Raw genomic sequence first — 25,228 nt, forward strand, 5'->3', positions numbered from 1 at the left:
TAAAATATTATGTTTACGATTACAGAACTAAGCACCGAGAGAATTAACCGAATAGTACATGAAGCATTGGCTTTTGCAGAAGGTAAAACTGTAAGAATTGAAGGCGAGGTTTTTTGCTCAAATCTCTTCTTTGAAGACAGCACCAGAACAAAAACCAGTTTCGATATCGCCGAAAGAAAACTGGGACTTCAGGTAGTACCTTTTGACGCATCCAACAGTTCCGTAAATAAAGGAGAAAGCTTGTATGACACGGTAAAAACCATTGAAAGCTTAGGCGTAAACCTGGTTGTAATCAGAGATAAGAAAGACAGATATTTTGATGACCTTAAAAATATTAAAATTCCTGTTATTAACGGCGGAGACGGAACGGGAAACCATCCATCACAATGCATGCTTGACTTAATGACAATTTATCAGGAATTCGGAAAGTTTGAAGGGTTGAAAGTAGGGATCGTGGGAGATGTAAAACACAGCCGCGTTGCCAACTCCAGCGCAGAAGCGTTGAGAAGATTAGGGGCAAAAGTATACTTCTCAGGACCTGAACAATGGTTTGATGAAGGGGCCTTAATCAATGGTACGTATTTAAGTGTTGATGAAATGATTCATGAGGTTGATGTTCTGATGTTATTAAGAATTCAACACGAAAGACACGACTCTAAAATGAGTTTTTCCGCTTCCGAATACCATAGGAAATATGGTTTAACAAAAGAAAGGGAGAAAACGATGAAAAAAGAAGCCATTATCATGCATCCGGCGCCCATCAATAGAGGAGTTGAAATTGATTCTGACCTGGTAGAATGCCAACGATCAAGAATATTCAGACAGATGCAGAACGGTGTTTTTGCAAGAATGGCAATTTTAAAAGAAGCTTTGGAGAAAGAAGGCTATACTTTTAAATAAGAACCAAGAGAAAAGAATCAAGTTAAAAGTAGTATGCGTAAATTCCACTCCTTTGGAGGGGTGGCAAAAATTCAAAGAATTTTTGACGGGGTGGTTTAAAGAAAAGATAAAATAGAAATAAGATAAAAGTTTAAAATGAAGAAAAAGTTAATACTGGAGTCCGGTGAAGTATTTCATGGAGAAGGTTTCGGAGCAGAATTGGAAACTGCAGGAGAAGTGGTTTTCAACACCGGAATGACAGGGTATCAGGAGCTGATTTCCGACCCGTCTTATTGCGGTCAGATCGTGTGTATGACCTATCCGCTTATCGGAAACTATGGGATTAATAGAGATGATTATGAGAGTATTGAGCCGGCGATCAAAGGTCTTATCGTGAAAGAACTTTGTGATCTGCCATCCAATTTCCGTACTCAGATTACTTTAGATGAATTATTTAAAAAGAAAAGCCTTTCAGGAATTTCAGGAATCGATACGAGAAGACTGACAAGAATTCTACGTAATCAGGGAGTTGTGAAAGGAAAAATTGTAAATATTGATGCTGATGAAAATGAAGTTGTTTCAGAATTAAAAGATACAACCTTCCCAACCAATCAGGTAGAAACAGTTTCCACAAAAACAGCGTATGCAAATCCTGGCAGAGGTTTGAAAGTTGTATTGGTAGATTTTGGTTCTAAATTAGGGATTATCAGAGAGTTATCTCAAAGAAACTGCGATATTACGGTTGTTTCTCACGACACGACAGTAGAAGAAATTTTATTGATGGATCCGGATGGAGTAATGCTGTCCAACGGTCCCGGGGATCCGGAAGACAACCAACAGGCTCTTGAAATGATCCGCGGAATCTTAGGAAAAGTTCCCATTTTCGGAATCTGCTTAGGACACCAGTTAATCGGTTTGGCTTGTGGAGCAAAAACGTTCAAATTAAAATTTGGACACCGAGGAGGAAACCACCCGGTATTAGATTTGGAAAAGAACAAAGTAGCGATCACTTCTCAAAACCACGGTTATGCAGTGGATCAGGAAAGTTTGAAAGGAACAGATTTAATTGAAACACACATCGCATTGAATGACAGAACAAACGAAGGTCTGAAACACAAAATTCATCCTTGTTTCTCAGTTCAGTATCACCCGGAAGCGAGCCCGGGCCCTGAAGATGCAAATTATTTATTTGATGATTTTATCCAGTTAATGGAAGATTTTAAGAATAAATAAAAGCGAACCACGAAGTGGTTCAACAACAATAGCCATGGATGTAATCCGTGGAAAAATAAGAAAGAAAATGTCAACATTTCGCCAAATATATTATCAGATTGTATTTAGTACGAAGCACAGAAAACCTGTGTTGAGTATTGAGCATGAGGATGAATTATATAAATACATTTGGGGAATTGTAAAGAATAAGAATTGCAAACTTTATAGGATTAATGGAATGCCGGATCATATTCATTTATTTACAGATCTGCATCCGTCGGTTTCGTTGAGCAGTTTTGTAAAAGATATAAAGGTTTCAAGCAATTTGTGGATGAAGCAATGCGGATTATTTCCTGATTTTGAAGAATGGCAAAGTGGTTACGGAGCGTTCACTTATTCTGAAAGAGAAAAGGATATGATTGTCAATTATATTAAAAATCAAAAGGAACATCATAAAACTGAATCTTTTGAGGATGAATATAAAAATTTGCTAAAATCTCATGGAATTGAATTTGATGAAAAATATCTTTGGTAAATTATGTTCAACCCATTTCATGGGTTGTCCGAATGGGGTTAAAATTCCCAATCCGTAGGTTTCACCTACGGCTATTAAGATTCAGCCACTTCGTGGCTACCCAAAAACAAAAGAACCATGAAATGGTTCAACAACAATAGCCACGGATGAAAATCCGTGGTATAATAAAAAAGAAAAAAATGAAAAGAAACGACATAAAAACAATTTTAGTAATCGGTTCAGGGCCTATCATCATTGGTCAGGCGGCGGAATTTGATTATGCGGGAACGCAGGCTTGTCTGTCTTTGAAGGAAGAAGGCTACAAGGTAATTTTGATCAACTCAAATCCTGCAACGATTATGACGGATGTGGAAATCGCAGATAAAGTTTACATCGAGCCGATTTCACTTCAGTTTGTAAGTCATATCATCAGAAAAGAGCGTCCGGATGCGCTTTTACCAACTCTTGGTGGACAAACCGGACTGAATATGGCAGTAGAATTGGAAAAATCAGGAATTCTTGAAGAATGTAAAGTAGAAGTGTTGGGAACGAAGCTTTCAGCGATCAACAGAGCGGAAGACAGAGATTTGTTCCGTGAGTTGATGAGAGAACTGAACGAACCTGTTCCTGAATCTGATATCGTGAACACGGTTGAAGGAGCATTAAATTTTGCTGATAATATCGGATATCCAGTGATTGTTCGTCCTGCTTTCACCATGGGTGGAACAGGAGGCGGTATCGCTTCCAACGAAGTTGAATTGAAAGAAATTGCTGAATTAGGATTGAAACACAGTCCTGTAACTCAGTGTTTGATCGAAAAATCAATCGCCGGTTTCAAAGAAATTGAATATGAAGTAATGCGTGATGCAAACGACAATGCCATTGTGGTTTGTAACATGGAAAATATAGATCCGGTAGGGGTTCACACAGGAGACTCAATTGTGGTGGCACCTTCTCAAACGCTTTCAGACAGAGAATATCAGCTTTTGAGAAATGCTTCGTTAAAAATCATCAGAGCGTTGGGAATCGAGGGTGGATGTAATGTACAGTTGGCATTAGACCCGCATTCATTCGAATATTATATCATTGAGGTAAACCCTAGAGTTTCCCGTTCATCGGCTTTAGCATCAAAAGCAACAGGGTATCCGATTGCTAAAATTGCTGCAAAAATAGCTGTTGGATTGACTTTAGATGAAATTATGAATCCGGTTACAGGAAAAACATACGCTTGCTTTGAACCGGCTTTGGATTATGTAGTAACTAAATTCCCAAGATTCCCGTTTGATAAATTTGAAACGGCTGACAGAAGATTGTCGACTCAAATGAAAGCAACGGGTGAAGTAATGGCTATCGGAAGAAATTTCGAGGAATCTCTACAGAAAGCCATCCGCTCTTTGGAGACCGGAATCAGACATATCGGTTTAAAAACGAAACAGGCTGCAGCTTTAACGGCAGAAGAAATCGAAAGAAGAATCAGAGTTTGTGACGATGAAAGATTGTTCATCATCGGTGATGCTTTGAGAAAAGGCTATGACTGGGAACAGATCGTAGAATGGAGTAAAATTGATAAATTCTTTATCTGGAAAATCAAAAAACTCATTGATTTCGAAAAGACGATTGCTGAAAATAAATTCAATAAAGAAATTTTATTAGAAGCTAAAAAGTTAGGGTTTGCTGATGTAAATATTGCAGTTCTTTGGGATGTAACAGAACGTGAAATCTTTAATTTCAGAAAAGAAAACGGAATAATGCCGGTATACAAAATGGTAGATACCTGCGCCGCTGAATTTGAATCTGAAACTCCATATTTCTACGGAACTTACGAAGAAGAAAACGAATCTGTAGCTTCAGATAAAGAAAAAATCATCGTGTTAGGTTCAGGACCAATCAGAATCGGACAGGGTGTTGAGTTTGATTATGCAACTGTTCACTCGGTTTGGGCAATCAAAGAAATGGGATACGAAGCGATCATCATCAATAATAATCCTGAAACGGTTTCTACAGACTTCTCCATTTCAGATAAATTGTACTTCGAGCCTTTAACGGAAGAAGATGTAATGAATATCATCGAGCTTGAAAAACCAAAAGGAGTAGTGGTGCAGTTCGGAGGACAAACGGCCATTAACCTTGCAGATAAATTGGCTTCACACGGCGTTCAGATCTTAGGAACAACGCTTGAAGACTTAGACAGAGCCGAAAACAGGGATAAGTTTGAGAAAGCCCTTCAGGAAATGCAGATTCCGCAGCCTTTAGGAAAAACATCTACTTCAAAAGAGGAAGCAATCAAAATTGCTAACGAAATCGGGTATCCGGTATTGGTTCGTCCGAGTTACGTTTTGGGAGGAAGAGCGATGGAAATTGTTTATGCTGAATCTGAACTGGCTCATTATATGGAATTTGCGGTAGAGGCAAGTCCGGAACATCCGGTCTTGGTCGACAAATATATGGTTGGAAAAGAAGTTGAGGTAGATGCAATTTGCGATGGTGAAACAGTAGTTATTCCGGGAATTATGGAGCACATCGAAAGAGCGGGAGTTCACTCCGGAGACTCTATCGCGGTGTATCCTCCTCAGAATGTTTCACAAAGCGAAATTGATACGCTGGTAGATTATACCAAAAGGCTGGCAAAAGGATTGAATGTTGTAGGATTAATGAATATCCAGTACGTTCTTTTTGAAGGAAATGTGTATGTAATCGAGGTAAATCCGCGATCGTCCAGAACTGTTCCTTTCTTGTCTAAAATTACAGGCGTTCCGATGGCAAATTTAGCAACAAAAGCTATTTTAGGTCAGAAACTGAAAGATTTGGGCTACGAAAGCGGTTTGGTTCCCAATAAAGAAGGTGTTTTTGTAAAAGTTCCTGTGTTTTCTTTCTCTAAATTAACGAAGGTTGATATCTCTTTAGGCCCTGAAATGAAGTCTACAGGAGAGGTTATGGGTAAAGATACAACACTTGAAAAAGCATTATACAAAGGATTGGTGGCAGCAGGAAGAAAAGTTCCGATGCATGGCTCAATTTTGTTTACAGTGGCCGATAAGCACAAGCAGGAAGCGGCTGATCTGGCAGCGAGATTCCATGAAGTAGGATTCAGGATTTGGGCTACGGAGGGAACCGCTAAATTCTTTGAAGAAAAAGGAATTCCGTGCAAAATCGGGTATAAAATCGGGGAGGAAAGTGTAAACTTAATCGACCTGATTCAAAAAGGAAAAGTTCAGTACGTTGTAAACACCATGACGAAAGGAAAACGTTCTGAAAGAGACGGATTCCAGATCAGAAGAATGAGTGTGGAAAACGGTGTTCCCTGCTTAACTTCTATGGATACGGTAGAAGCTATCCTGAAAGTCATCGAAAGCATGACATTTAAAATGGAAACAATGTAAATCTTTAGAATTAAATATTTAAAGCCTCGCAAGTTGTCTTGCGAGGCTTTTTTGTATGCAAAGATGTTAATTAAATTGTTGATCTCCCAGTCTATAAGAAGGTCTTTTGAGCATGATAACTTGTTTTTGGAATATTTGTTTTCTTTATCTCAGAAAAGCCGCCTGCTATTTCTTTAAAATTATTGAATCCGTTTTGCTTTAAAATAGAAGCAGCGATCATACTTCTGTAACCGCCGGCACAATGTATTACAAACATTTGATCTCTGGGGAAAAGTTCAAGACGAGAGCTGATCTTATTTAATGGAATATTAACCGCATCAATAATGTGTTCTGATTCAAATTCGCTATTTTTCCTTACATCAAAAACAGGTAATTTCTGATCATAATTTTCCGCAAATTCTAGAGCTGTGATTCGTTCTACAATTTCAATCTTTTTCCCTGAATTTTTCCAGGCTTCAAAACCGCCCTGAAGATATCCGATAGTATGGTCATAGCCCACCCTGGAAAGTCTTATCATACTTTCCTCTTCTTTGCCTGGATCGGCAACCAGTACGATTTTCTGATTGAGATCAGTAATCATCTCACCAACCCAATTGGCAAAATGCCCGTCAAGTCCTACGTTGATGCTATTAGGGATAGAACCTTTTGAAAATACAAATGCATCCCGAGTATCTAAAATCACTGCATCCGTTTCAGAAATTTTTTCAAAATCATCAGGAGTCATCGGCTTTTTAGCCTGTTTTAATACAGAATCAAGGGAATTATAACCATTAATATTCAGCAAAACGTTTTTTGGGAAATATTTCGGAGGATCGGTTAATCCGCTTAGCAATTCGGCTACAAATTCATCTTCGGTCATATCTTTTCTCAGCGCATAGTTTGTTTCTTTCTGGTGTCCTAGGGTGTCTGTAGTTTCTTTACTCATCATTTTTCCGCAGGCACTTCCGGCTCCATGATTGGGATATACAATGAGGTGATCGTCAAGAGGCATTATTTTTTTCTCTTAATGAATGAAATAATAACCTTGCTAATTTATCCTGGGTAAGATCACTGTTTACATGTTGTGCAAGATCCGGCCGGCCCACATCACCAATAAATAAAGTATCTCCTGTTATAATAGAGTGTTGTTGACCATTTTCATCAAAGATCAGATAAGATGTGCTTTCCATCGTGTGACCAGGTGTATGGATTGCTTTCACCATACACTTGCCCACTTTGAAAAGATCACTGTCATTTGCTATGACAGCTTCATAGGAGGGGTTTGCTGTGGGACCTAGAATAATTTCTGCTCCTGTTTTTTCCTTTAATTCAAGATGACCGCTCACAAAATCAGCGTGAAAGTGGGTTTCAAAAATATATTTTATTTCAGCATGATTGGCTTTAGCCATTGATATATAAGAATCTACATCACGTAACGGATCAAAAATAGCTACTTCACCATCACTTTCTAAAAAATAAGCGGCATGGGAAAGACACCCTGTATAAATTTGCTCTATTTTCATTTAATTTTTTGATTAAAAATATTGATTTTCAATGAGATAAAAAATGATAAACATCATCAATCTTAAAATAATATAGTAATATTTACAACGTTTTTTGATATTTAGCTTCTGACTTGGCTCAGAGTAAAAGATTTGTATAAAGTATTTTACCTAAATTAATATTTTGAGTCTGTAATTTTAATAAAATAATTATCTTATTATCAATACTTTTGAAGACTAACTCATCCAATACATGCATGTTTATAGTTAAAATTCTTTTGCAGGCTTACTATGTGCAATCGGTTGCATTGCTTTCAGTGATTTGAATGCGCAAAAGTAATTCATGCAACTAACAATGTGAAATTTCCTGGAAAAAGAGGTAGTAGCAATTCCTGTTACTAAACTGAAATTATTTTTAAATAAAAACAAGGAATAGGGTCTCAGAATCAGGGATGATAAATGAAATTTACTGACAATGGTTCGCGGCTACCTGAAGATGGCGATTTTATCACTAAACTTCATTTGGAGAAATGTATTTAAGCTGTCTTACGAAGAACGGACTTGTCACTTTTGGGTTAGTGCTGTTTATATGTCTTTTTTTTTCGGTCTAAATTGTTTGGGCTGTTGTTTTTGAGAAGCATTTTCTGCTATTTCCAAAATTCTTCTTTGTCTTGTCGTGTCTGTCTTTGCAAGCGCTATCCACTGGAGTAAAACCTTTTGCTTACTTTTGCTTAACGAAGAAAAAAAGTCTTTTGAGTTTTGAAAATTTTCAAATGCTTTTTCCAATTCTGATGGTATAATCAGTTCTTCTACTTCGTCCAAAATTGTCCAGGAACCATTTTGTTTTGCAATATCTATAACATCAAAACCTGCCTTTGCCATTAATCCTTTTGATGTCAGAGTTTCAATTTTTTGTTTGTTGATTTTACTCCAGGTACTGTTGGGTTTTCGTTTGCAGAAATATTGTCTAAAAGTATCCTTGTCTATCGTTTCGGCTTTACTATCTATCCAGCCAAAACATAAGGCTTCATCAACTGCGTCAGTCCAATTGATTGTTGGGCTACCCGCATTTTTTTTGTAATAAATAAGCCAAACAGCATCTTTACGAATGTGATTTTTCTCTAACCACTTTCGCCAATGCTGTTTGGTCTCAGGATAGAATTGTTCTATTTCTTGCTTACTCATTTTTTTTGCGCATTGCTTGCAAAATTAAGCAAGATCCTAACATACCAACCAATTGAAATCCACCAACTAACAAACCATACGACATTGGGTGTGGGATATTTGGGTTAATGGCAATGTCAAACGTATTGGCGACCAAAAATCCAAATCCTATTACCAGGGCAAACTCAATGGCCGCCTTCCTTGTGTTTATGTTTAGCACCATCATTAATAAAGCGGTTGTAACTATTGTTGGTAGAATGGTCAAAGGTGGTCCATAAAAATAAATTGGCTCTGGATTGGCAGGCATCAAACCTAATTTGCCTAATGTACTGGCATATTGATTGGAAAATAATACCGTGAACCATAGCCAACCGAGAAAAGAATAAAATATTAAAGAGAGGAATACTCCCAGCCAACTGATTTTAGAAATTTTTTGTAACATAAATTTTTGTCTTGATTAATAATGTCACAAAATTAAAATGAGTCATTGACAACGTTATGTCAAGGGTATTTAATGGTCGTGATATTTTTCAAAAAAATCTTGCAGGGTCATTTTGTGTGGGGTAAATTTCTCCTGTTGAATTTGTAATTTTTGAATTCTGTCTAACCTAAAATATCTAAATTCTTTTCTTAAACGACAAAAGGCAACCATCAACCAACCTTCTGTAATGTTTAATAAAGCAAAAGGCTCAACAATTCTTTTGCTTTTATTATTTTCTGCATTGATGTAGTCTAATTGTACAAGATAGAAATTGGTAAGTGCATTTTGCAAAGAAGATAAAATGTTACTCTTAATCTCATAATTATCAAGCTTTGCAAATTTTGTTCTTAATGAAAGTAAATTAGCTTTGTCTTTCTCACTTTGTCTTAAAACCGCTTTTATTTTGTCAATGGCTTCGGCATAATCACTAATTAATGAGCGGTCTTTGTTTTTTAAAACTAATTGTTCTGCAAGAATTAAGGCGTTTACTTGGTTTTCACTAAACATAATAGGTGGAATTTTGTAGCCTTCCATCAGCGTATAGCCTTTGCCGTCTTCTGTCAGAATTGGGACACCTGCTTGCTCTAATGCCTTTAAATCTCTGTAAATTGTCCTTGTGCTAACGCCAAATTTTTCTGCAAGTTTAGTAGATGTTACAAGCCGTCTTGTTTGTAATTGCGTTAAAATGGCTACAAGTCTGGAAAGTCTTTTTGTATCATTCATCCTACAAATGTCAGGAAATTTTGTTAAGTGGTATTCATCTTATGTAAGCTCCTCCTCCGTATCTTTGACACAATTTGTAAAAGGTGGCGGTGCCAATTTCTAATTCTCCGCAGAAATCGTAAACATTCTTGCCATTCTCATGCTCTTTGATTGCTTTTACAATCTGGGATTCCGTAAACTTGATTCTTTTTCATACTAATTAAAATTAAGAGTTTTTCTAATAGCCTCGCTACGTCCGGTTTAGAATTTTATTTTTAACTGGTCTGAATTTGGGAAGTACATATGAGGTCTTTAGATTTTCCTGATTGGCTCTTCAAAAAGAAGTTCAGCCCGTAACTTTTTCTAGCATAGTTCAATAATTTAAATGTTAATAAAAATTGAATTAATACCGTTCTGAAAGGAATCAAGTGGAATTTGAAAATTTTGGCACATGGACTGAAAAAAGAAAGCCTATAATTCTTTTAAAATTGTAGGCTTTTAAGCTTTAATGCGATTTGAAGAAATTTTCTTTCGTATTCAGCGGATGGGAAGCAGTGCGCCATCTTTAACTAGTGCCGCCTTAGGAACAATATATGTCAAAAATAAAAAACTCATCAGGCATATCGGTTCCTACAGTTTTGGGATCAGTTTTTTATTCAAGGGAATCTACATCTACGATGGAAAGTATTATTTCAACATTGAATTAAAAAACAACACCAATGTACCTTTTCCGGTTAATTTTATGACCTTCAAAATTGTTGACAAGGAAAAACTGGCAAACTGACCGCCAGCCAGGAAATTGAGTTGGTTCCTTTACGATCATATTTTTCCGTTGCGGATATTGATGAGAATAGTTCTGAACGCAACGTTTTTGTACTTGACCAGTTCACCCTTGCTGCTGATGAAATGCTGGTCATTGAAATATTTAAACGTAATGGTGATAGGAACCAAAGAATCGAAGTGGAAAATATCGATTTAATCCACGCGAAATCAGTTACTCAGCTGAAACTCATATTCTAAATTAAAAAATTAAGTGAAATGAACAAATTTATTATGACACTCGTTCTGCTTACAGTAAGCACCGCGACTGTTTATTCGCAACGGCTTTTAAATGGACAAAAGGGATTTGAAGTTATGGTGGGATTTTACTCGTATATATAAAAACGATACATAGCAGCTTCTATTTTTCAGGCAGGAATGACCATTAACGGGAAGAATGGCAATTACCACATATGGTCGGGGAATATTCTCGCAGGACATACGAATTTGAAAATTACGCTATTCCGATTGGTCAGCAACTTCCTGTTGTGTAAATCCTTTATTTGTCCTTAGGCGAGCCAGCTTAGTTCCCAATGTTGTCATTTCGAAAATTTAGATATGCTATTTAAAGAATTTAAATTTATAACCGTAAGTCGCTTACAACTAAATTTTTATTTTTATTTTTACACCAAGAAAACACATTCATCCGAGATGAGTTTTCCGTGAAAATACGGATTGTGTGATGAACCCACTTATTATATTTTTGCGGTGACAGCTAGAAAATAGTTTCACAGTGGATTATAAAAGAATATCAAAAGCGGTTAATAATCAAGAATCCGCTGTGCACTTAATAAAATATATAGAATAGCAGATAATGACGTCCCCCGTCTAATAAGTACTCTGTTTAGTTGCCCTTTATAAATTTTCAAAAAGTAGTTAAGGGCCTCAAAATAAGTCCTGATTGTAAATCAGGCATCATAACCAAAAAAACTAATGCTATGAATAATGCGCTCGCGCCTAAATTTCTCTTTCTCGTATTTTTCTTTTTTTCTCATTTCTTATTCTCGCAACTCGCCTCTACAAATCCTCAGGTTTGGGAAAGGGTAAATCCCTCCTCAAGAGAAGCTACAAGATGTAAGGATGAAAATCTCCTGAATTTCCATTGTGGGATTAAAGAAAAGGCTCTAAAAAAATATATTAAATACAGTAAAAATAGAAGTCACACATTAAGTGTTGTCCATACTTCAAAGGAGGACGAGACAATATGGGATAATTCTGATAATGGAGTTTCATTAGGCAATACAAAATATAAGCGAGGGCAAATATCTGACAAGGTTGTTCAAAAACCCAGCATTTTTACATTTACTGCCAGTGCAGACTCGGAAAATAAAGCTGACAGTTTAAAGATAAGATTTTCAGACCAAAATCTATACGAACTTATCTTTATCTCCAGAAAAGCTCAAATGATGGAGCTTAATAAAGTACACAGTTATCTTTCTATTAAGTACGGTATTTCACTAGAAAAAGGAAAATACATTGGAAGTAATGGAAAACTAATTTGGGACCCTGCAAAACACGCTGAGTTTAAATATCGTCCTACTGGATTGGGCAGGGATGACGGCAATGAGCTTTATCAGAAGCAATCATCAAACCAGGCAGATCAATTCCTGGCCATTGGGATGAATACTATCAATAGAACCAATTCCGAAAATCCTGCCATCATTGATAACAATAACTTTGTGATGTGGTCTGATGACAATAAAGCCATGTCATTAAAATCTGAAAAAGATTTGGATGTCCTGGAAAGAAACTGGGAAATCACTTTTATTGGTGGGAAAATTCCAAAGACAGATTATCAGGTGCGGATTAAAAAAAGAAGCTTTCAACCCTCGTTCATTGCCGCTTTCTTATTGGATGCTGCTTAAAAAAGATAATGGTGAGATTAAAAAAATCCAAGGCGTTGAGAATGAAAAGTTCGTTACCTTCAGCAAGATAGATTTTTTGGACGCTTTTGATTCCGGAGATAAAACACATTTCACTTTTGGAGTGACTCCGCTAAAAGATACCAAGGCAGATATTAGCAGTCAGAATCCTTACCCAGGCCAGGAATTAAATCCGAAAGACCTTTCACTGGAACTTACAAAAGTTGCTTTGTATCCAAATCCGGTAAAAAAGGATCAGAACTTCACGATTGTTTTCCCACCAATGGAAAACCTGATCATTTCTATTTATGACGGGGGTGGACGACTTATTGCCCTGGATAAGGTCAGTAGCAGTGCCAGGTCATATGTCAATCATCTTCCGCTTCAGAGTTCATATCTGGTCAACCTTACTCAGAACGGGAAAATCATAAAAACTTTCAAACTAATCGTAGAATAAATTATACCATGAAAATAAACAGAAAACAGCTTCCTTTTACGAGAAAGTCTTGTCTGATTTTGTGTTTTTTTGCCTGCATGTTCATATCTGCTAGCTTTACGAAACAAGACAGACAAAAAGTTCGGTCTTTTAAACTCCGAATGATGGATAAATATGTCTACCATTCCATAGCAGAAGATATAGATTCAATAGAAGATTCAGAAAAGAATTTCTCTAAGTATAATACTTCTGGTATTATTAAAGGCCTAAATAAAGAGGATTTTAAGACTGAATTTATTTCAAATGCTGCATTTTCGGAAAGTAAAAATTCAGATAATATTTTTTATTCCGAAGAAAAGCAGGGAACCATCGGCGAATTTTCTGATGATGAATCAGACAATATATCCGATAACTTTTTTTACGATTAATATTCCGGAAATAAACAGACAGAATATCAAAGCATATCTGGTGTATGATCTTTTCGGGCTGGATTCTTATAATTCAGTTTCAAGATCAATTAATAAAAATATTGCTTTCGGAGGAAATATTATCGTTGCAAGTAGTAAATGGAGCACTCAGAAAGAAGAAATTTCTTTAAATTCTTTAGAAAAAGGAAAAAATACAATTCTATTTACCTCTTCTCTGAATGGAGTAAAATATAAGGTAAAAAATGTAAAAATTATTTTTGAAAATAATCTTAAATCTTCCGATCATACGTCATCTTTGTTATCAGGCAATAAGCTTTATATTAAAGGTCTTGAAAGCGGATCTGTACTTGTTAAAGACAAATCAGTATCCTCTGTAAAAGGAGAATATGAAACTTTAATTGAGCTTACAGACACAGATAAAGCAAAAGGCTTTGTGTCTATTACCAATGCAAGCGGAGCGAGAGAATATAAAATTCCTGAGAGTAAATCTTCATTCAAAACATTGAATGAAGAAAAATTTGCGCCCCTTATTATTACTATTTCAAAGGACGCAGAATATACAGAAACGTATGAAAACTCAACCATTACGATTGAAAAAAATTCTGTTGAGAATAATGCTCAGGTTCAGGTTTTAAAGCTTAGGAAAAAAAGATTATCCTGCTGTTTCCAGAGAAATTAAAAGCATGACTGTAAACTCCAGCGCATACCGTTTGGAAAATCGTTCAGGAGAATTTACAAAAAATATGATTTTCTCTTTTCCATACGATGAAAAGAAATTAGGAGCAAGATCTGCAAAAGAACTGAAAGCTTTTTATTTCGATTACACATCAAAAAAATGGAAAGTTGATCCTAGCAGTAAAGTAGATTTGGAGAAAAAAGTAGTTACTGTTGAGACAAAAGGAGATACCGATTATATCAACGGAGTTATTTCGGTTCCTGAATCTTCACAGCTCGAATCATTTACACCTACAAACATCAGCGGATTAAAAGCAGCAGATCCTACGGCAGGCTTACAATTGATGGATGTTCCTACGGCTACACAGCAAGGAGATGCGAGCGCCAATTATCCTATTCGTGTTCCTGCTGGTTTGGGAGGGCTTCAGCCTTCATTATCAATAGGCTACAGCAGTGCAGGAGGAAATAGCTGGATGGGAGAAGGCTGGAATATCAACGGATTATCTTCTATCACCGTGGATACAAGATGGGGAACGCCGGTTTTTAATGAAGGAAAAGAAACAGAACTTTACTCTTTAGACGGAGAAATGCTGGTGTATCCCAACGAATATCTTCCTCACAGACATAATGATGTGAACGAAAACAATACCTCTATTACTACCGAAAAACAGAACAGATCTGACTATACAGATCCTAATGATGGTACGAAAAAACAGTTCTATTTAAGAAAAAATCATGATTTTACACTTATTGAAAGAATAGGAACAGCTCCAAGTAATTATACATGGAAAGTGACTTCTACTGATGGTACCAAAAGATACTATGGAGGTTCTGCAGATTCAATGCTTTCTGGCTCGGGAGGAGTTGTTCACTGGGGACTTCGAATGGTAGAAGATGCACATGGTAATAAAATGGAATTTACTTATTATAATGAATTTGCATCAGGAGCATTTTTCCAGATTAAAAAAATTGAATACGGAAAAAATAAAGATTATAGTGTAAACTTCAATAAAGAAACAAGTATTACCCGACAAGACATCAATGTCAATGCAAAACAGGGAGTTCCGAGATCGGATGCTTTTCTGTTAAAGAATATTGAGGTTAAATATAAAACCGAGCTTATCAGAACCTATAAAATGGATTATATAAACGGAGAATTTTATAAAACTCTCCTGAAAAGAATTTATATCGTTCCCAATAATCCGTGTTCTACAACGCTTGCAAAAGCTGCTCAAGAGAATAAAGAACCCGAGGATAGCAAAACATCAAACAATAGGGCTCCCATAAGAGATATGGACGATGGAACCGGTGGTAATGGCGGTGGCCCCGGAGGTATAGAGCCTACATGTAACGAGATCTCCGACAGCTATACTTTTGATTATTATAATGATGTAAAAGATGGATCGGGTAGCGTAAAGATATTTGGGGCGGATACTACCATTAATTTTCAGAATGCGTCTAATGATGAACCTTATTCAGATTTTGTAACAAGTTTAATCAGGCCTTCTAAGATCAATGGAAATATAAGTACCGAAACAGGGTTAAATATAAGAATTGCAGCGGGATTAAATTTTTACACTCCCTCAAGCGCAGCCTATGGACATCTGATGTTCGGCTTCCCTTTTGGAAACTCTACTGCTAAAGCAAGAAATGCTCAACAGTTAATAGATTTCAATGGAGATGGTATCCAGGACATGATTTACAGAAATCCGAATAGGGGACTGCTTTTAAGATCCGGAAAACTGGATGATCAAGGAAAATTAAGCTTTTCAGAGTCTAAGCGAATTGAAAACTATACCGGAGGTGATTTTTCCTATACGGAAACGAAGACCAAAAATAGGGGATGGGATATGGGAGCAATAATTTACAGTAAATCTGAAACAAATTCTACAACCAAAGGTTCTACGAAAACCTATTTGATTGATGCTAATTCAGATGGCCTGATGGATATTGTGCATGACGGAGAAGTCTGGTTCAACAGATTTGATTCTGGTGCCAATACATCTTTCATGACAAAGCATTCAGAATATACTGAGAACATGGTTGTAAAAGCGAAAGCAATACAGGCTCCTATCAAATGGTGCGGGGATATCGGATCTGTTCCGGACCCTTGTCCGGGAGAACCTGAACCGGATCCGATGGATGTTGGAGATATTGTTAAAGTCTGGGTGGCACCAAGAGACGGATATGTGAGGTTTACAGATAATGTTTCAATCGCACCAACATTTGTTTCAGATCCATCTAGCACTTTATCAGATCAAATGTACTATGGTGTAGAGATTAAAAATCCTACTCCTCAGAGCGGGAGCGTACCTCCTACCTATGTTAATACAAGAATATATTTAAAACAGCTTTTATCGACAGATGCTCCTCAGAATATTGTTATCAGCCGATATAATGATTATTATACTCAGATGCAATCTGTACCTATGGATCCCAACTATGGTATTCCGAACGGTATTGATAATCCTGACATGTTATTTGTAAAAAGTGGTGAGAAAATTTACGTAAGACTACACAAAAACAAAGTGAAAAACGTAGCGGTTACTTCAAACCCTACCATTACTTACGTAGATCAGGTTACAGGAAATGAGATCCCAAATACTTTTGAATTGTCACAGGATCAGTTTCAGTTAAATAATGGTAATTATGAAAGCAATTTTCTTTTAAATAATGCCATTGCGCCAATTCTATTGGATGCTCCGGGAACAGTTACAATTGATGTATTATCTTTCACTCTGCCCGATTTATCAGATGATATAAAATTTAGAATTGTAACTGAAGATGTAAATACGGGAGCAATTACACCACTTATTACACCGGAAATTTATACCCCATCAAATTTAACAACTCAGGCACATACGCTAAACTTTACTGTTCATAACGGTGAGAAGTTCTATCTGAGATTTATTGTGGAATCTGATTCTTTTACAAATTTTGTTGCGACTAACTGGAGTGAGAAGCTTCATGTAACTTACCATGCCTCTGTTGCTTACAGTCCTACACCTATAGTTATTGGGTTCTTCGGTATTCCTGAATATCCGTCTTTTGTGGTTACTAAGTTACAACCAAAACTGGATATTTATGCTGTCCCATATACTGGTTTTTTTAATGGTCCACATGATTTTGGCATCCAGATTAACAAAAATGTTACCAATTTTGCCACTTTGTCAACGGGAAGTTTCTATTATATTATAAAAAAAGGAAATCAGGTTCTTGCAAAAAGAAGAGTTCTTGTTTCCCCAGGTAATAGCACGCTTATAGAACAGAATATGATCGACGGTTCAAATATTTCGGGACTTTCTCCTATTACCTTTTTTACCGGGAACCCTACTTTCGGATCTATAGGTAATGATCATTTGGTAACAGTTGAAGTCTACTGCAAGACTGGCGGCGATTATGAATTGTTTAATAAATATTCTGATTATTTTGCAGGAAAGCCATTCAATATTTATTATGATGGTGCAACAATGTATGGTACAACAACTGCAACTGCAGTAAATACGGCCATGTATAATACAAAATCTATGTTTTTTAACAACTGGGGGCAATTTTTATATAAGCCGGGAGCTTATGACAACTATTTGTATGGGTGGCCTATCAGTTTGTCAGAATTTGCGACACCAACTACCCCTCAGAATACTTATTCTACCTGTTTAAATATTCCGGATGTACAAAATAATTATGATGCTTTAGCCGATTGTATTTTAGCGACAACACCTGATCCTAATGCAGGGAATAGTACCGTTTCACAAATTATATCTCCTCTGAAGCCTCAATTAATAAAATACGGAAGAGATAAAATAGAACGTTGGGTAGGCTCAGGACCTGAACAGTACTCATCGGGAGAAACTTTCAAAACTGATGATGAGGTTACCTATTTTACAGATCCTGTTCCTACAGTTCCTCTTGTAACGCCGACAACCTATACTTCGGGACAGCTTTCGGTGGATACAAGTATGAAAGCAATCAGCAGGGATCAAAGAAGTGGGTCACATAATAAAACGCTGGGAGGAAGTTTAGGACCAGTAAGTGGAGGAAACTCAGAGACAACGCTTAACGAGCCAAGTTTAGAAACACAGACTTTCACAGATATGAATGGAGACGGTTATCCCGATATGGTTTATCCTTCATCAATGCAACTTACTAATTCTACGGGAAGTTTGGAAGATATTCAGCTTGTTTCATATGGCGATTATCCTACGAATTCTTTAAGCTATATGAAAAGTAACTCAGCAGGTTTCTCCTACAATAGCCCTCCGGTAACAGGTAGAATCGGAGCACATGGAGATAACGGAACATCTACTGAGCCAGATACCGGAATGCCGTGGTCAGGAAGTGCATCAGTAAGTGCAAGTCTTAATCAGTATTATAATTCATATGATGCAGGTTCAGGATTTTGGATGGATATCAATGGCGATGGACTTCCTGATAGAATAAGAGCAGGAAATACCCCTAATATGACAGTTGCTTTGAATTTAGGCAAAAGCCTGGGAGGAGACGCAACTTACCAAAATATGATTACTTATAAATCTCATCCGAAAGCAAGCTTCAGTATTTCATTAGGAGTCGGATTAGGATCTTCGGCTAACCTTGGGGCACTATCCAGCTTTGGTTTTGGAATCAGTGCAGGAGTAAGTGCGGGAGCTTCAACAGGAACAGCAGATGTAGTATATGAAGATGTAAACAGTGACGGATTAATAGATATTCTTGAAGTTGCTTCTAATGGAGCTACTACAGTGAGATATAACCTTGGAAGCAGTTTTGCTACAGGGGTACCCCTGATGAAGAGTGGGGGAGATATTGATTTTGCGGATGAAACAAGATCATTCAACGGATCATTCTCTTTCGGAGGAGATTATATGTTTAGTATGGGGCCTATTACCCTTATTCCTCCTGTTGTAGTATTAATTCTTTGGATTAAAGCCGGAGCCGGAGCAACTGTGAACTTAGGGATGAACGTTTCTGAAACAAGAAAAGCATTCAAGGATATGAATGGTGACGGATTTACAGATTTAGTTCAGGATACAAACAGTGGATTTATTGTAAATTACTCACAGGTTGGAAGAACAAATAAATTAAAATCAATTACAAATACTTTCTCAAAAGGAACCTATTTAATGGATTATAAATTGGCAAGAGCAAATTATAATAATCCGTATGCAAAATTTGTAGTTAAAAGTATAAGTGTCCTCGAGCCGGATGCATTTTCAGCAAAATATACCACAGATCAGGGAACTAAGATGGAAACCTTATATGAGTTCCAAAATAGAAAATATGACAGAAGAGAAAGAGAAGATTTTGGTTTTGATACTGTTGTTAAACAGGAAATGAACAATGGTTCAGCAGTAAGAACTACTACTGATAAATATTTCAATAATTCCTATTTGTTAAGTGGAATATTGAATCAGACTACAGTGGTAGGAAGTAACGGTACTCTATCTGATATGAAGTATAATTATAAATTGAGAAGGTTCATGCTTAATGCGACACTTATCAATCTGAATTCCGATTTAGCCTTCAATTATGACAGTGGCGGCAGAGAAGGCAGAAAAATGGCTATTGCTTTACTGGATGAAAAAATAAAAACAACTTACGAATCTGGAGGAAGCATTGTTACAACAGAAAAGTTTACATATACCACAAAAGGTCTTCTTGAAAAGTATCAATATACAAGTCCGTCAACGTCTTATAATACCAATATTTCTTATCAGGCATTCAATAACAATATTATTGGTGTTCCAATTCTTGTTGAGGTATATAAAGGAACAACAAATTCACAATTATTGAGAAGAAGAAGAGCTCTCAATATCAACCCGAACAACGGAGATGTAGGTACTTATGCTGTTTTTGATGGTACTAATAATATTACGACCGATATTCTGTATAATACTGCAGGAAATGTAACAAAAGTCACTTATCCTCCAAATGATAATTTACAGAGATATTCCATTGATTATACCTATGATGATGGAACAGCCGGAACCGGTAAATATATACTTGAAGTAAAAGATGTATTCAATATTAAATCTACGGCAACTTACAATCCGCTTTTCGATGTTGTAACAAGAAAAGTAGATACAGGTGGAAATGCAATGGTATTCACCTATGACGGTTTCGGAAGAACAAGAACGGTCATGGGACCAAACGAAATTGCAAGCGGTTCTACCGTACCGACCGTAAAATACAGATACTGGTTTGATCATGCAGGAATTGCAAACAACGATGCTACCATTAAACTTTACAGAGCGTCTACCTCAAACTACGATCCTGAATATGCAGGTTCCGGAAACACCATTATGACGGATACCTATTCCGATTTTCTGGGAAGAATTATACAGACCAAAAAAGATATCGATCTGTATGGATACGAAGCAAGAATAGTATCAGGTAGGACAACATATGACGGTTTAGGTAGGCCACTCGTGCAGTATATTCCGTCATCTGAAGGTTTGGGTAGTCAAAATCTGAATGGTTCATTCGGCGGCCCTAATACTTCTAATGTATACGACAGCCGCGACCGGGTTATCGCATTTACAGATGAAGATGGCGTCGTAAAATATACAAAATATGCTATCGACAATAACTTGTTTAAAATCACGGAAGAATTTTCAAATGAAAAATCAGAATCCTATACCAATGCGGAAGGGAAATTAGTTCGAAAAGACGATTATCTTGATAATCAACCATTGACGACCGGCTTTAAATACAATACGCTAGGAGAACTTATTTTCGTAAAAGATCCCGAAGGAATAGAAACCATCTATGATTATGATCTTGTAGGAAGACGTACGCATCAGCAGCATCCTGATAAAGGAAAAACCGAATACGAGTATGATCAGGCAGGAAATCTTTTAAGACTTACAACAGATAATCTGGTAAATGATGCAAGCATAAGCACTCATTTCATATTCTATAAATATGATTACAACAGATTGACAGGAATTGTACTACCTGATCTGCCTTCAGGTGACCCAAACCCAAATAGTGTATATTACGAATACTATCCTTCGACCGCAGCAAATAATAATGCAGGAAAAATTCGTGTAAAAGATGACGGATCCGGAAGTACAAAATATACCTATGGAAGAATGGGTGAGGTACTGACGGAAGTAAGGACTGTACGGGGATACAATATTCCTGAAAAGTATTTCAAAACCTATTTTAATTATGACAGCTGGAATCGTATTACTAAAATTAAATATCCTGATGATGAGATTGTTTCTTACCATTATGATAGAGGCGGAAACCTTAAATCGGTAAATAATAATAATGGTGAAACCTACATTCAGAATATTGATTACGATGGCTTGGAGCAGCGTATAAATATCAAATATGGTAACGGAACTTCTCAAACTTATCAATACGATTCACAGAGAAGATTGAATTATTACTCATTATTTGATCAATCAAACAATCAAATGCTAAGTAATTCATACAGATATGATGAATATTCCAATATCACTAAAATCAGAAATATTGCTAATCCTTTGGCAAATGGAATGGGCGGAGCATTTGAATTTGAACTAGGGTATGATACTTTAAACAGGTTGATAGGAACCATAACAAGTACGACCATTGACCAAGGGGAGGAAATGCCACCGATAACATCAAATGATATGGTGAAGTCAACCTATAATCTTGAAATGCAGTATAATCATGTCGGAGGGATTGTTAGAAAAATCCAACATCATGAAAGAGATCAGGTCGTAGTTCCGGAAAATACATATGAAAACAATTATACCTATATAGATGCTACGCATAAGCTTGATAAAGTAGATGACAGCTCAACAGGTAATACAGAAACATTTGAATATGACCATAATGGTAATGCTGTAAACCACACCGATAATAATGGAACAAGAAAAATGTTCTGGGATGAGCAGGATCGTATGAAAGCATTCTATAATGATAATACCGGAGTTTATCAGTATCATACTTATGACGATAAAGGAGAAAGAGTAATCCGGTATGGATTAGAAGCGCCTACACAACTTTATCAGAACGGAGCACCTGTAATTATTGATGAACTTAGAATGATCGATTATAAATTGTACCCCAATCCTTATGTAACAGTAAGTTCAACAGGTCAGTACACAAAGCATTACTTCGAGGGTTCGAAAAGATTTGCGAGCCGACTAATGGATGGTGCTGATCGATTTGATGATCCTTCAGTATTATACAGAAGCAGAACTTCTGACGATAAAGCAGAAAAGAAAGCAGATACGGAAGCTGACTTTAAGCGATACCTCCAACAAACAGACTTGGGGAGCAACGTTTCTGTCGAGCTAAGGGAAGTGTATCAGCATCCTGATTTATATTATCTGCATGGCGATCATTTGGGAACAGCAAATTTTGTTACCAATTCACAAGGTGATGCAACACAATTTTTCCTAAATTTACCATTCGGAGAAACCATGCTGGAGCAGATGGACGGATCTTATGACAATCCATATAAATTCAATGCGAAGGAACTGGATGAAGATACAGGATTGTATTATTATGGAGCGAGATATTATAACCCGAGGTTGAGTATTTGGTATGGGGTGGATCCACTTGCAGGAAAAATGCCAAGTTGGTCGCCGTATGTATATACGTTTGATAATCCTATAAAATATGTTGATCCAGATGGTAGAATGCCTGTTCCTCCAGATGATCATTTCGATATTAATGGTAATTTCATATTTAGAGATAATAAAAAAACTAATAATGTAATAGTACATGGTGTAACTTGGTCTGCAAAATTATCAGAGTTAGATTATAGTAAATGGGGAACGAGAAAAGCTGTAAGTAATATTTTAGCACATTATGCAAGACAAAAGGGCTATTATGGTAGATATGGAGTAGACAATTATAAAGAAGGAGCAACTGCCTATTACAGCAGTAAGGATAATTCTGTTTATTTTGCAGGTAAAGTATTGAGTGCTAAAAAAGGCAATTTAGACAATTACTACGATATAAGAAGTACATTAGATCACGAAGCGGGACCAAAAGGACATAAATATGAAAATATATCTGGTGAATATACATTTTCTGCCCACGCTGATATCTATTACAATCAAGCGACTTCATCCGATTATAGCAAAGCATCTTCAGGAGTGCAATTCACGGTTGCATTTGGGTATGCTGAACATCTATGGAATGCGTATGAAAAGGATGAGATGAGCGTAGAAGCTGTAAACGGTAGAATAAATGATTTTAATAAAAATAATACTGCCGGAGTTACCATTACTCCGGAGTGGTTATCGGGCTCCTATAAAATGAATGTCCATATCAATAATTATAAACCTAAAAGGGCTGAAAGCCTTAAAAAACCTACAGATTAATGAAAAATATTACATTATTAATAGGTGCTTTTGCTTTGATGTCTTGTAAAAACCCTCAAAAAAGAAATCAAAAAAACAATACTCTATAATGACAGTATTGGATATTGGAACTATGAGTGGCCAAGAGACAGATCAGAATTTTATGGATTTACATTCAAGTTTGATAAAAATGGCAAGATATCTAAATATTCTTTTTCTAAGATAAAAAATAAACGATGGCCATTTGGTGGCTATGGAGATATACTTGTTGATTATACTTGGAATATTTCTCAAGATTCAATTTTAACTTATTTAGGTGGCAAAGAAAAAATTATCAAATATAATACAGATACTATTTGGCTGTATGATAAGGAAATGAACTATAATAGTATGCTTATAAAAGTTAAAGGAGATTTAAATATCGAAGAATAAACAAGGTGATGCAACACAATTTTTCCTAAATTTACCATTCGGAGAAACCATGCTGGAGCAGATGGACGGATCTTATGACAACCCTTATAAATTCAATGCAAAGGAATTGGATGAAGATACGGGATTGTATTATTATGGAGCGAGATATTATAACCCGAGGTTGAGTATTTCGTATGGTGTCGACCCACTTGCAGTTTACAATCCTGTAATGGAAGCTGAGTTTTACGGAGATGGGCAACATAATGGCGGGGTTTACAACTCTGGAAACCTGAATCCGTATATTTATACATATCAAAATCCAATACGATATATTGATCCAAATGGGAAGCAGACAGATCATATGCGACTAAGAGTCACGATGATAATGATATGTCCCAAGTTGTAACAATTAGAGGCGGAAGATACTATCAAAACACAACCAATACTTGGGCTTCTTTTAAAAATTGGGTTAATAGTGGACTTGGAGGAGATTCTGATTATTGGGTAGAGAAGAAGCCTTATAATGGTGCTGATAATAGATTTATACATGAAGCTGTAGATACTTCTGCAGGAACACTTATAGGAGGTGGAATTGGAAAAATAGCAGGTCCATTACTTAGTAATATAGCATCAAAAATATCAAATAGATTTATCCCTAATGCAGGGAAATTATTGAATTCGATGTTAGCCCCATCCAAAGGAGGAATGTCGGCCATTGGTAGAGCTTTGCAGAAGCACGCTGGAAGAGCAGGAAGTAGTTTTGAAAATGTAATATATTCAGGAAAAACAGCAACTGAAGATGCAATGAAAATTGTAAATGATATTGTTACTTCTAAACCAATGATAGATTTAGAAAAGAATGGAACTAAAACTTTTTATGATAAAGCAACTGGCAGGGGTTTTAATGTTAATAGACAAGGAGAGTTTGGTGGATTTAGAGAACTTCCAAAAAGAGATGTAACTAATGTTCAAAAAGTACTTAAAAAATAATATTATGATTTTAGAATCAGTGAGAAAAGCAATTGAGAAAATTGAGAATAAATATTTTATTAACATAGGAGCGTATGATTTGTCTATTGAAAACTGGGAGAAATTAATATCATATTTAAACAATACCTATAATGTCGTTTTTAAAGAATATGTATCAAATCAGGAATATGAAAAAATTGACTATAATTTGTTATTACATTTTTGGGATGGAGATACAGAAAATGGTTATATGGCTGTAATTGATTTGGAAACCATTAAAGTTAACTGTTATTTTAATGGAATAAATGATTTAGACTTTGATGTCATTTATGAGGATATTTTGAATAATGATAATCTAAAGAAAATTATAGATTTTGTTTCATCAATATCAGATGTTATAGATAAACCTTTTTATTTGGAGGAGGATAACTATAATACAGAAAATAGGCTGGTTGAAATTTATAATAGTGAAATATTAGTATTGGAAGCAATATAAAAACTCCCCTCGCT

At 36.2% G+C, this 25,228-nt stretch carries 17 protein-coding genes and 1 pseudogene; 14 read left to right on the top strand and 4 right to left on the bottom strand.

Annotated elements, in window-relative coordinates; genetic code table 11:
- Positions 1-9 precede the first annotated feature (9 nt).
- The 4 genes from AAHI02_RS00500 (at position 10) to carB (ending at position 5,985) form a co-directional block, all read left to right on the top strand.
- Positions 10-900: an aspartate carbamoyltransferase catalytic subunit gene (locus tag AAHI02_RS00500; RefSeq protein WP_346984933.1), complete on the top strand. Its 891-nt coding sequence runs from the start codon at positions 10-12 to the stop codon at positions 898-900.
- Positions 901-1,035: 135 nt separating this feature from the next.
- On the top strand, positions 1,036-2,112 hold the full coding sequence (locus AAHI02_RS00505; RefSeq protein ID WP_346984934.1) for a carbamoyl phosphate synthase small subunit: 1,077 nt from the start codon (positions 1,036-1,038) through the stop codon (positions 2,110-2,112).
- A 67-nt stretch (positions 2,113-2,179) separates the two neighbouring features.
- A complete protein-coding gene (tnpA, locus tag AAHI02_RS00510; protein ID WP_346984935.1) occupies positions 2,180-2,626 on the top strand; it encodes an IS200/IS605 family transposase in 447 nt (148 codons plus the stop codon).
- A gap of 179 nt (positions 2,627-2,805) precedes the next feature.
- Positions 2,806-5,985: a carbamoyl-phosphate synthase large subunit gene (gene carB, locus AAHI02_RS00515; protein ID WP_346984936.1), complete on the top strand. Its 3,180-nt coding sequence runs from the start codon at positions 2,806-2,808 to the stop codon at positions 5,983-5,985.
- Positions 5,986-6,076: 91 nt separating this feature from the next.
- Here carB and AAHI02_RS00520 read toward each other — a convergent pair.
- From AAHI02_RS00520 to AAHI02_RS00535, 4 genes and pseudogenes are all read right to left on the bottom strand, one after another.
- Positions 6,077-7,487: pseudogene (locus AAHI02_RS00520) on the bottom strand (MBL fold metallo-hydrolase).
- Positions 7,488-8,051: 564 nt separating this feature from the next.
- Positions 8,052-8,651, bottom strand: a complete 600-nt coding sequence (locus AAHI02_RS00525) for a YdeI/OmpD-associated family protein (protein WP_346984937.1) — start codon at positions 8,649-8,651, stop codon at positions 8,052-8,054.
- Positions 8,644-9,072 (bottom strand): DUF1761 domain-containing protein, encoded by a 429-nt coding sequence (locus tag AAHI02_RS00530; RefSeq protein ID WP_346984938.1) that lies wholly within the window; start codon positions 9,070-9,072, stop codon positions 8,644-8,646. Before AAHI02_RS00530 ends, AAHI02_RS00525 begins: the two co-directional genes overlap by 8 nt.
- 69 nt (positions 9,073-9,141) lie before the next feature.
- Positions 9,142-9,834, bottom strand: coding sequence for a YafY family protein (locus AAHI02_RS00535; protein ID WP_346984939.1), 693 nt, complete (start codon positions 9,832-9,834; stop codon positions 9,142-9,144).
- A gap of 487 nt (positions 9,835-10,321) precedes the next feature.
- On the opposite strand from AAHI02_RS00535, the gene AAHI02_RS00540 reads away from it, so the two are divergent.
- The 10 genes from AAHI02_RS00540 (at position 10,322) to AAHI02_RS00585 (ending at position 25,214) form a co-directional block, all read left to right on the top strand.
- The gene (locus AAHI02_RS00540) at positions 10,322-10,597 is read left to right on the top strand and encodes a DUF4138 domain-containing protein (RefSeq protein ID WP_346984940.1); all 276 of its coding nucleotides are present in this window, start codon (positions 10,322-10,324) and stop codon (positions 10,595-10,597) included.
- A gap of 20 nt (positions 10,598-10,617) precedes the next feature.
- Entirely contained in the window at positions 10,618-10,833 is a 216-nt protein-coding gene (locus AAHI02_RS00545) for a DUF4138 domain-containing protein (RefSeq protein ID WP_346984941.1), read from the top strand.
- Between the two features lie 737 nt (positions 10,834-11,570).
- Positions 11,571-12,497: a hypothetical protein gene (locus AAHI02_RS00550; protein ID WP_346984942.1), complete on the top strand. Its 927-nt coding sequence runs from the start codon at positions 11,571-11,573 to the stop codon at positions 12,495-12,497.
- Positions 12,487-12,951: a T9SS type A sorting domain-containing protein gene (locus AAHI02_RS00555; RefSeq protein WP_346984943.1), complete on the top strand. Its 465-nt coding sequence runs from the start codon at positions 12,487-12,489 to the stop codon at positions 12,949-12,951. Before AAHI02_RS00550 ends, AAHI02_RS00555 begins: the two co-directional genes overlap by 11 nt.
- Before the next feature lie 140 nt (positions 12,952-13,091).
- Positions 13,092-13,358 (top strand): hypothetical protein, encoded by a 267-nt coding sequence (locus tag AAHI02_RS00560; RefSeq protein WP_346984944.1) that lies wholly within the window; start codon positions 13,092-13,094, stop codon positions 13,356-13,358.
- Positions 13,318-14,037, top strand: coding sequence for a hypothetical protein (locus AAHI02_RS00565; RefSeq protein WP_346984945.1), 720 nt, complete (start codon positions 13,318-13,320; stop codon positions 14,035-14,037). Before AAHI02_RS00560 ends, AAHI02_RS00565 begins: the two co-directional genes overlap by 41 nt.
- Positions 14,038-14,041: 4 nt before the next feature.
- Positions 14,042-23,359: a SpvB/TcaC N-terminal domain-containing protein gene (locus tag AAHI02_RS00570; protein ID WP_346984946.1), complete on the top strand. Its 9,318-nt coding sequence runs from the start codon at positions 14,042-14,044 to the stop codon at positions 23,357-23,359.
- Positions 23,360-23,819: 460 nt separating this feature from the next.
- Positions 23,820-24,155, top strand: a complete 336-nt coding sequence (locus AAHI02_RS00575) for an RHS repeat-associated core domain-containing protein (RefSeq protein WP_346984947.1) — start codon at positions 23,820-23,822, stop codon at positions 24,153-24,155.
- Complete coding sequence (locus AAHI02_RS00580) at positions 24,140-24,739, top strand: hypothetical protein (protein WP_346984948.1); 600 nt, start codon at positions 24,140-24,142, stop codon at positions 24,737-24,739. The genes AAHI02_RS00575 and AAHI02_RS00580 overlap by 16 nt, the downstream gene beginning before the upstream one ends.
- Positions 24,740-24,743: 4 nt before the next feature.
- Positions 24,744-25,214 (top strand): hypothetical protein, encoded by a 471-nt coding sequence (locus AAHI02_RS00585; protein WP_346984949.1) that lies wholly within the window; start codon positions 24,744-24,746, stop codon positions 25,212-25,214.
- Positions 25,215-25,228 lie beyond the last annotated feature (14 nt).

This window comes from Chryseobacterium sp. POE27 (assembly GCF_039727685.1).
Lineage (GTDB): Bacteria > Bacteroidota > Bacteroidia > Flavobacteriales > Weeksellaceae > Chryseobacterium.

Excerpts from the sequence above, each read along its gene's own strand:
- AAHI02_RS00525 (WP_346984937.1), bottom strand. The coding sequence starts at position 8,651 with ATGAGTAAGCAAGAAATAGAACAATTCTATCCTGAGACCAAACAGCAT.
- AAHI02_RS00585 (WP_346984949.1), top strand. The coding sequence starts at position 24,744 with ATGATTTTAGAATCAGTGAGAAAAGCAATTGAGAAAATTGAGAATAAA.
- AAHI02_RS00575 (WP_346984947.1), top strand. The coding sequence starts at position 23,820 with ATGCTGGAGCAGATGGACGGATCTTATGACAACCCTTATAAATTCAAT.
- AAHI02_RS00540 (WP_346984940.1), top strand. The coding sequence starts at position 10,322 with ATGCGATTTGAAGAAATTTTCTTTCGTATTCAGCGGATGGGAAGCAGT.
- AAHI02_RS00505 (WP_346984934.1), top strand. The coding sequence starts at position 1,036 with ATGAAGAAAAAGTTAATACTGGAGTCCGGTGAAGTATTTCATGGAGAA.
- AAHI02_RS00580 (WP_346984948.1), top strand. The coding sequence starts at position 24,140 with ATGTCCCAAGTTGTAACAATTAGAGGCGGAAGATACTATCAAAACACA.
- AAHI02_RS00530 (WP_346984938.1), bottom strand. The coding sequence starts at position 9,072 with ATGTTACAAAAAATTTCTAAAATCAGTTGGCTGGGAGTATTCCTCTCT.
- AAHI02_RS00570 (WP_346984946.1), top strand. The coding sequence starts at position 14,042 with ATGACTGTAAACTCCAGCGCATACCGTTTGGAAAATCGTTCAGGAGAA.
- AAHI02_RS00500 (WP_346984933.1), top strand. The coding sequence starts at position 10 with ATGTTTACGATTACAGAACTAAGCACCGAGAGAATTAACCGAATAGTA.
- AAHI02_RS00550 (WP_346984942.1), top strand. The coding sequence starts at position 11,571 with ATGAATAATGCGCTCGCGCCTAAATTTCTCTTTCTCGTATTTTTCTTT.
- AAHI02_RS00555 (WP_346984943.1), top strand. The coding sequence starts at position 12,487 with ATGCTGCTTAAAAAAGATAATGGTGAGATTAAAAAAATCCAAGGCGTT.
- AAHI02_RS00565 (WP_346984945.1), top strand. The coding sequence starts at position 13,318 with ATGAATCAGACAATATATCCGATAACTTTTTTTACGATTAATATTCCG.
- AAHI02_RS00535 (WP_346984939.1), bottom strand. The coding sequence starts at position 9,834 with ATGAATGATACAAAAAGACTTTCCAGACTTGTAGCCATTTTAACGCAA.
- tnpA (WP_346984935.1), top strand. The coding sequence starts at position 2,180 with ATGTCAACATTTCGCCAAATATATTATCAGATTGTATTTAGTACGAAG.
- carB (WP_346984936.1), top strand. The coding sequence starts at position 2,806 with ATGAAAAGAAACGACATAAAAACAATTTTAGTAATCGGTTCAGGGCCT.
- AAHI02_RS00560 (WP_346984944.1), top strand. The coding sequence starts at position 13,092 with ATGATGGATAAATATGTCTACCATTCCATAGCAGAAGATATAGATTCA.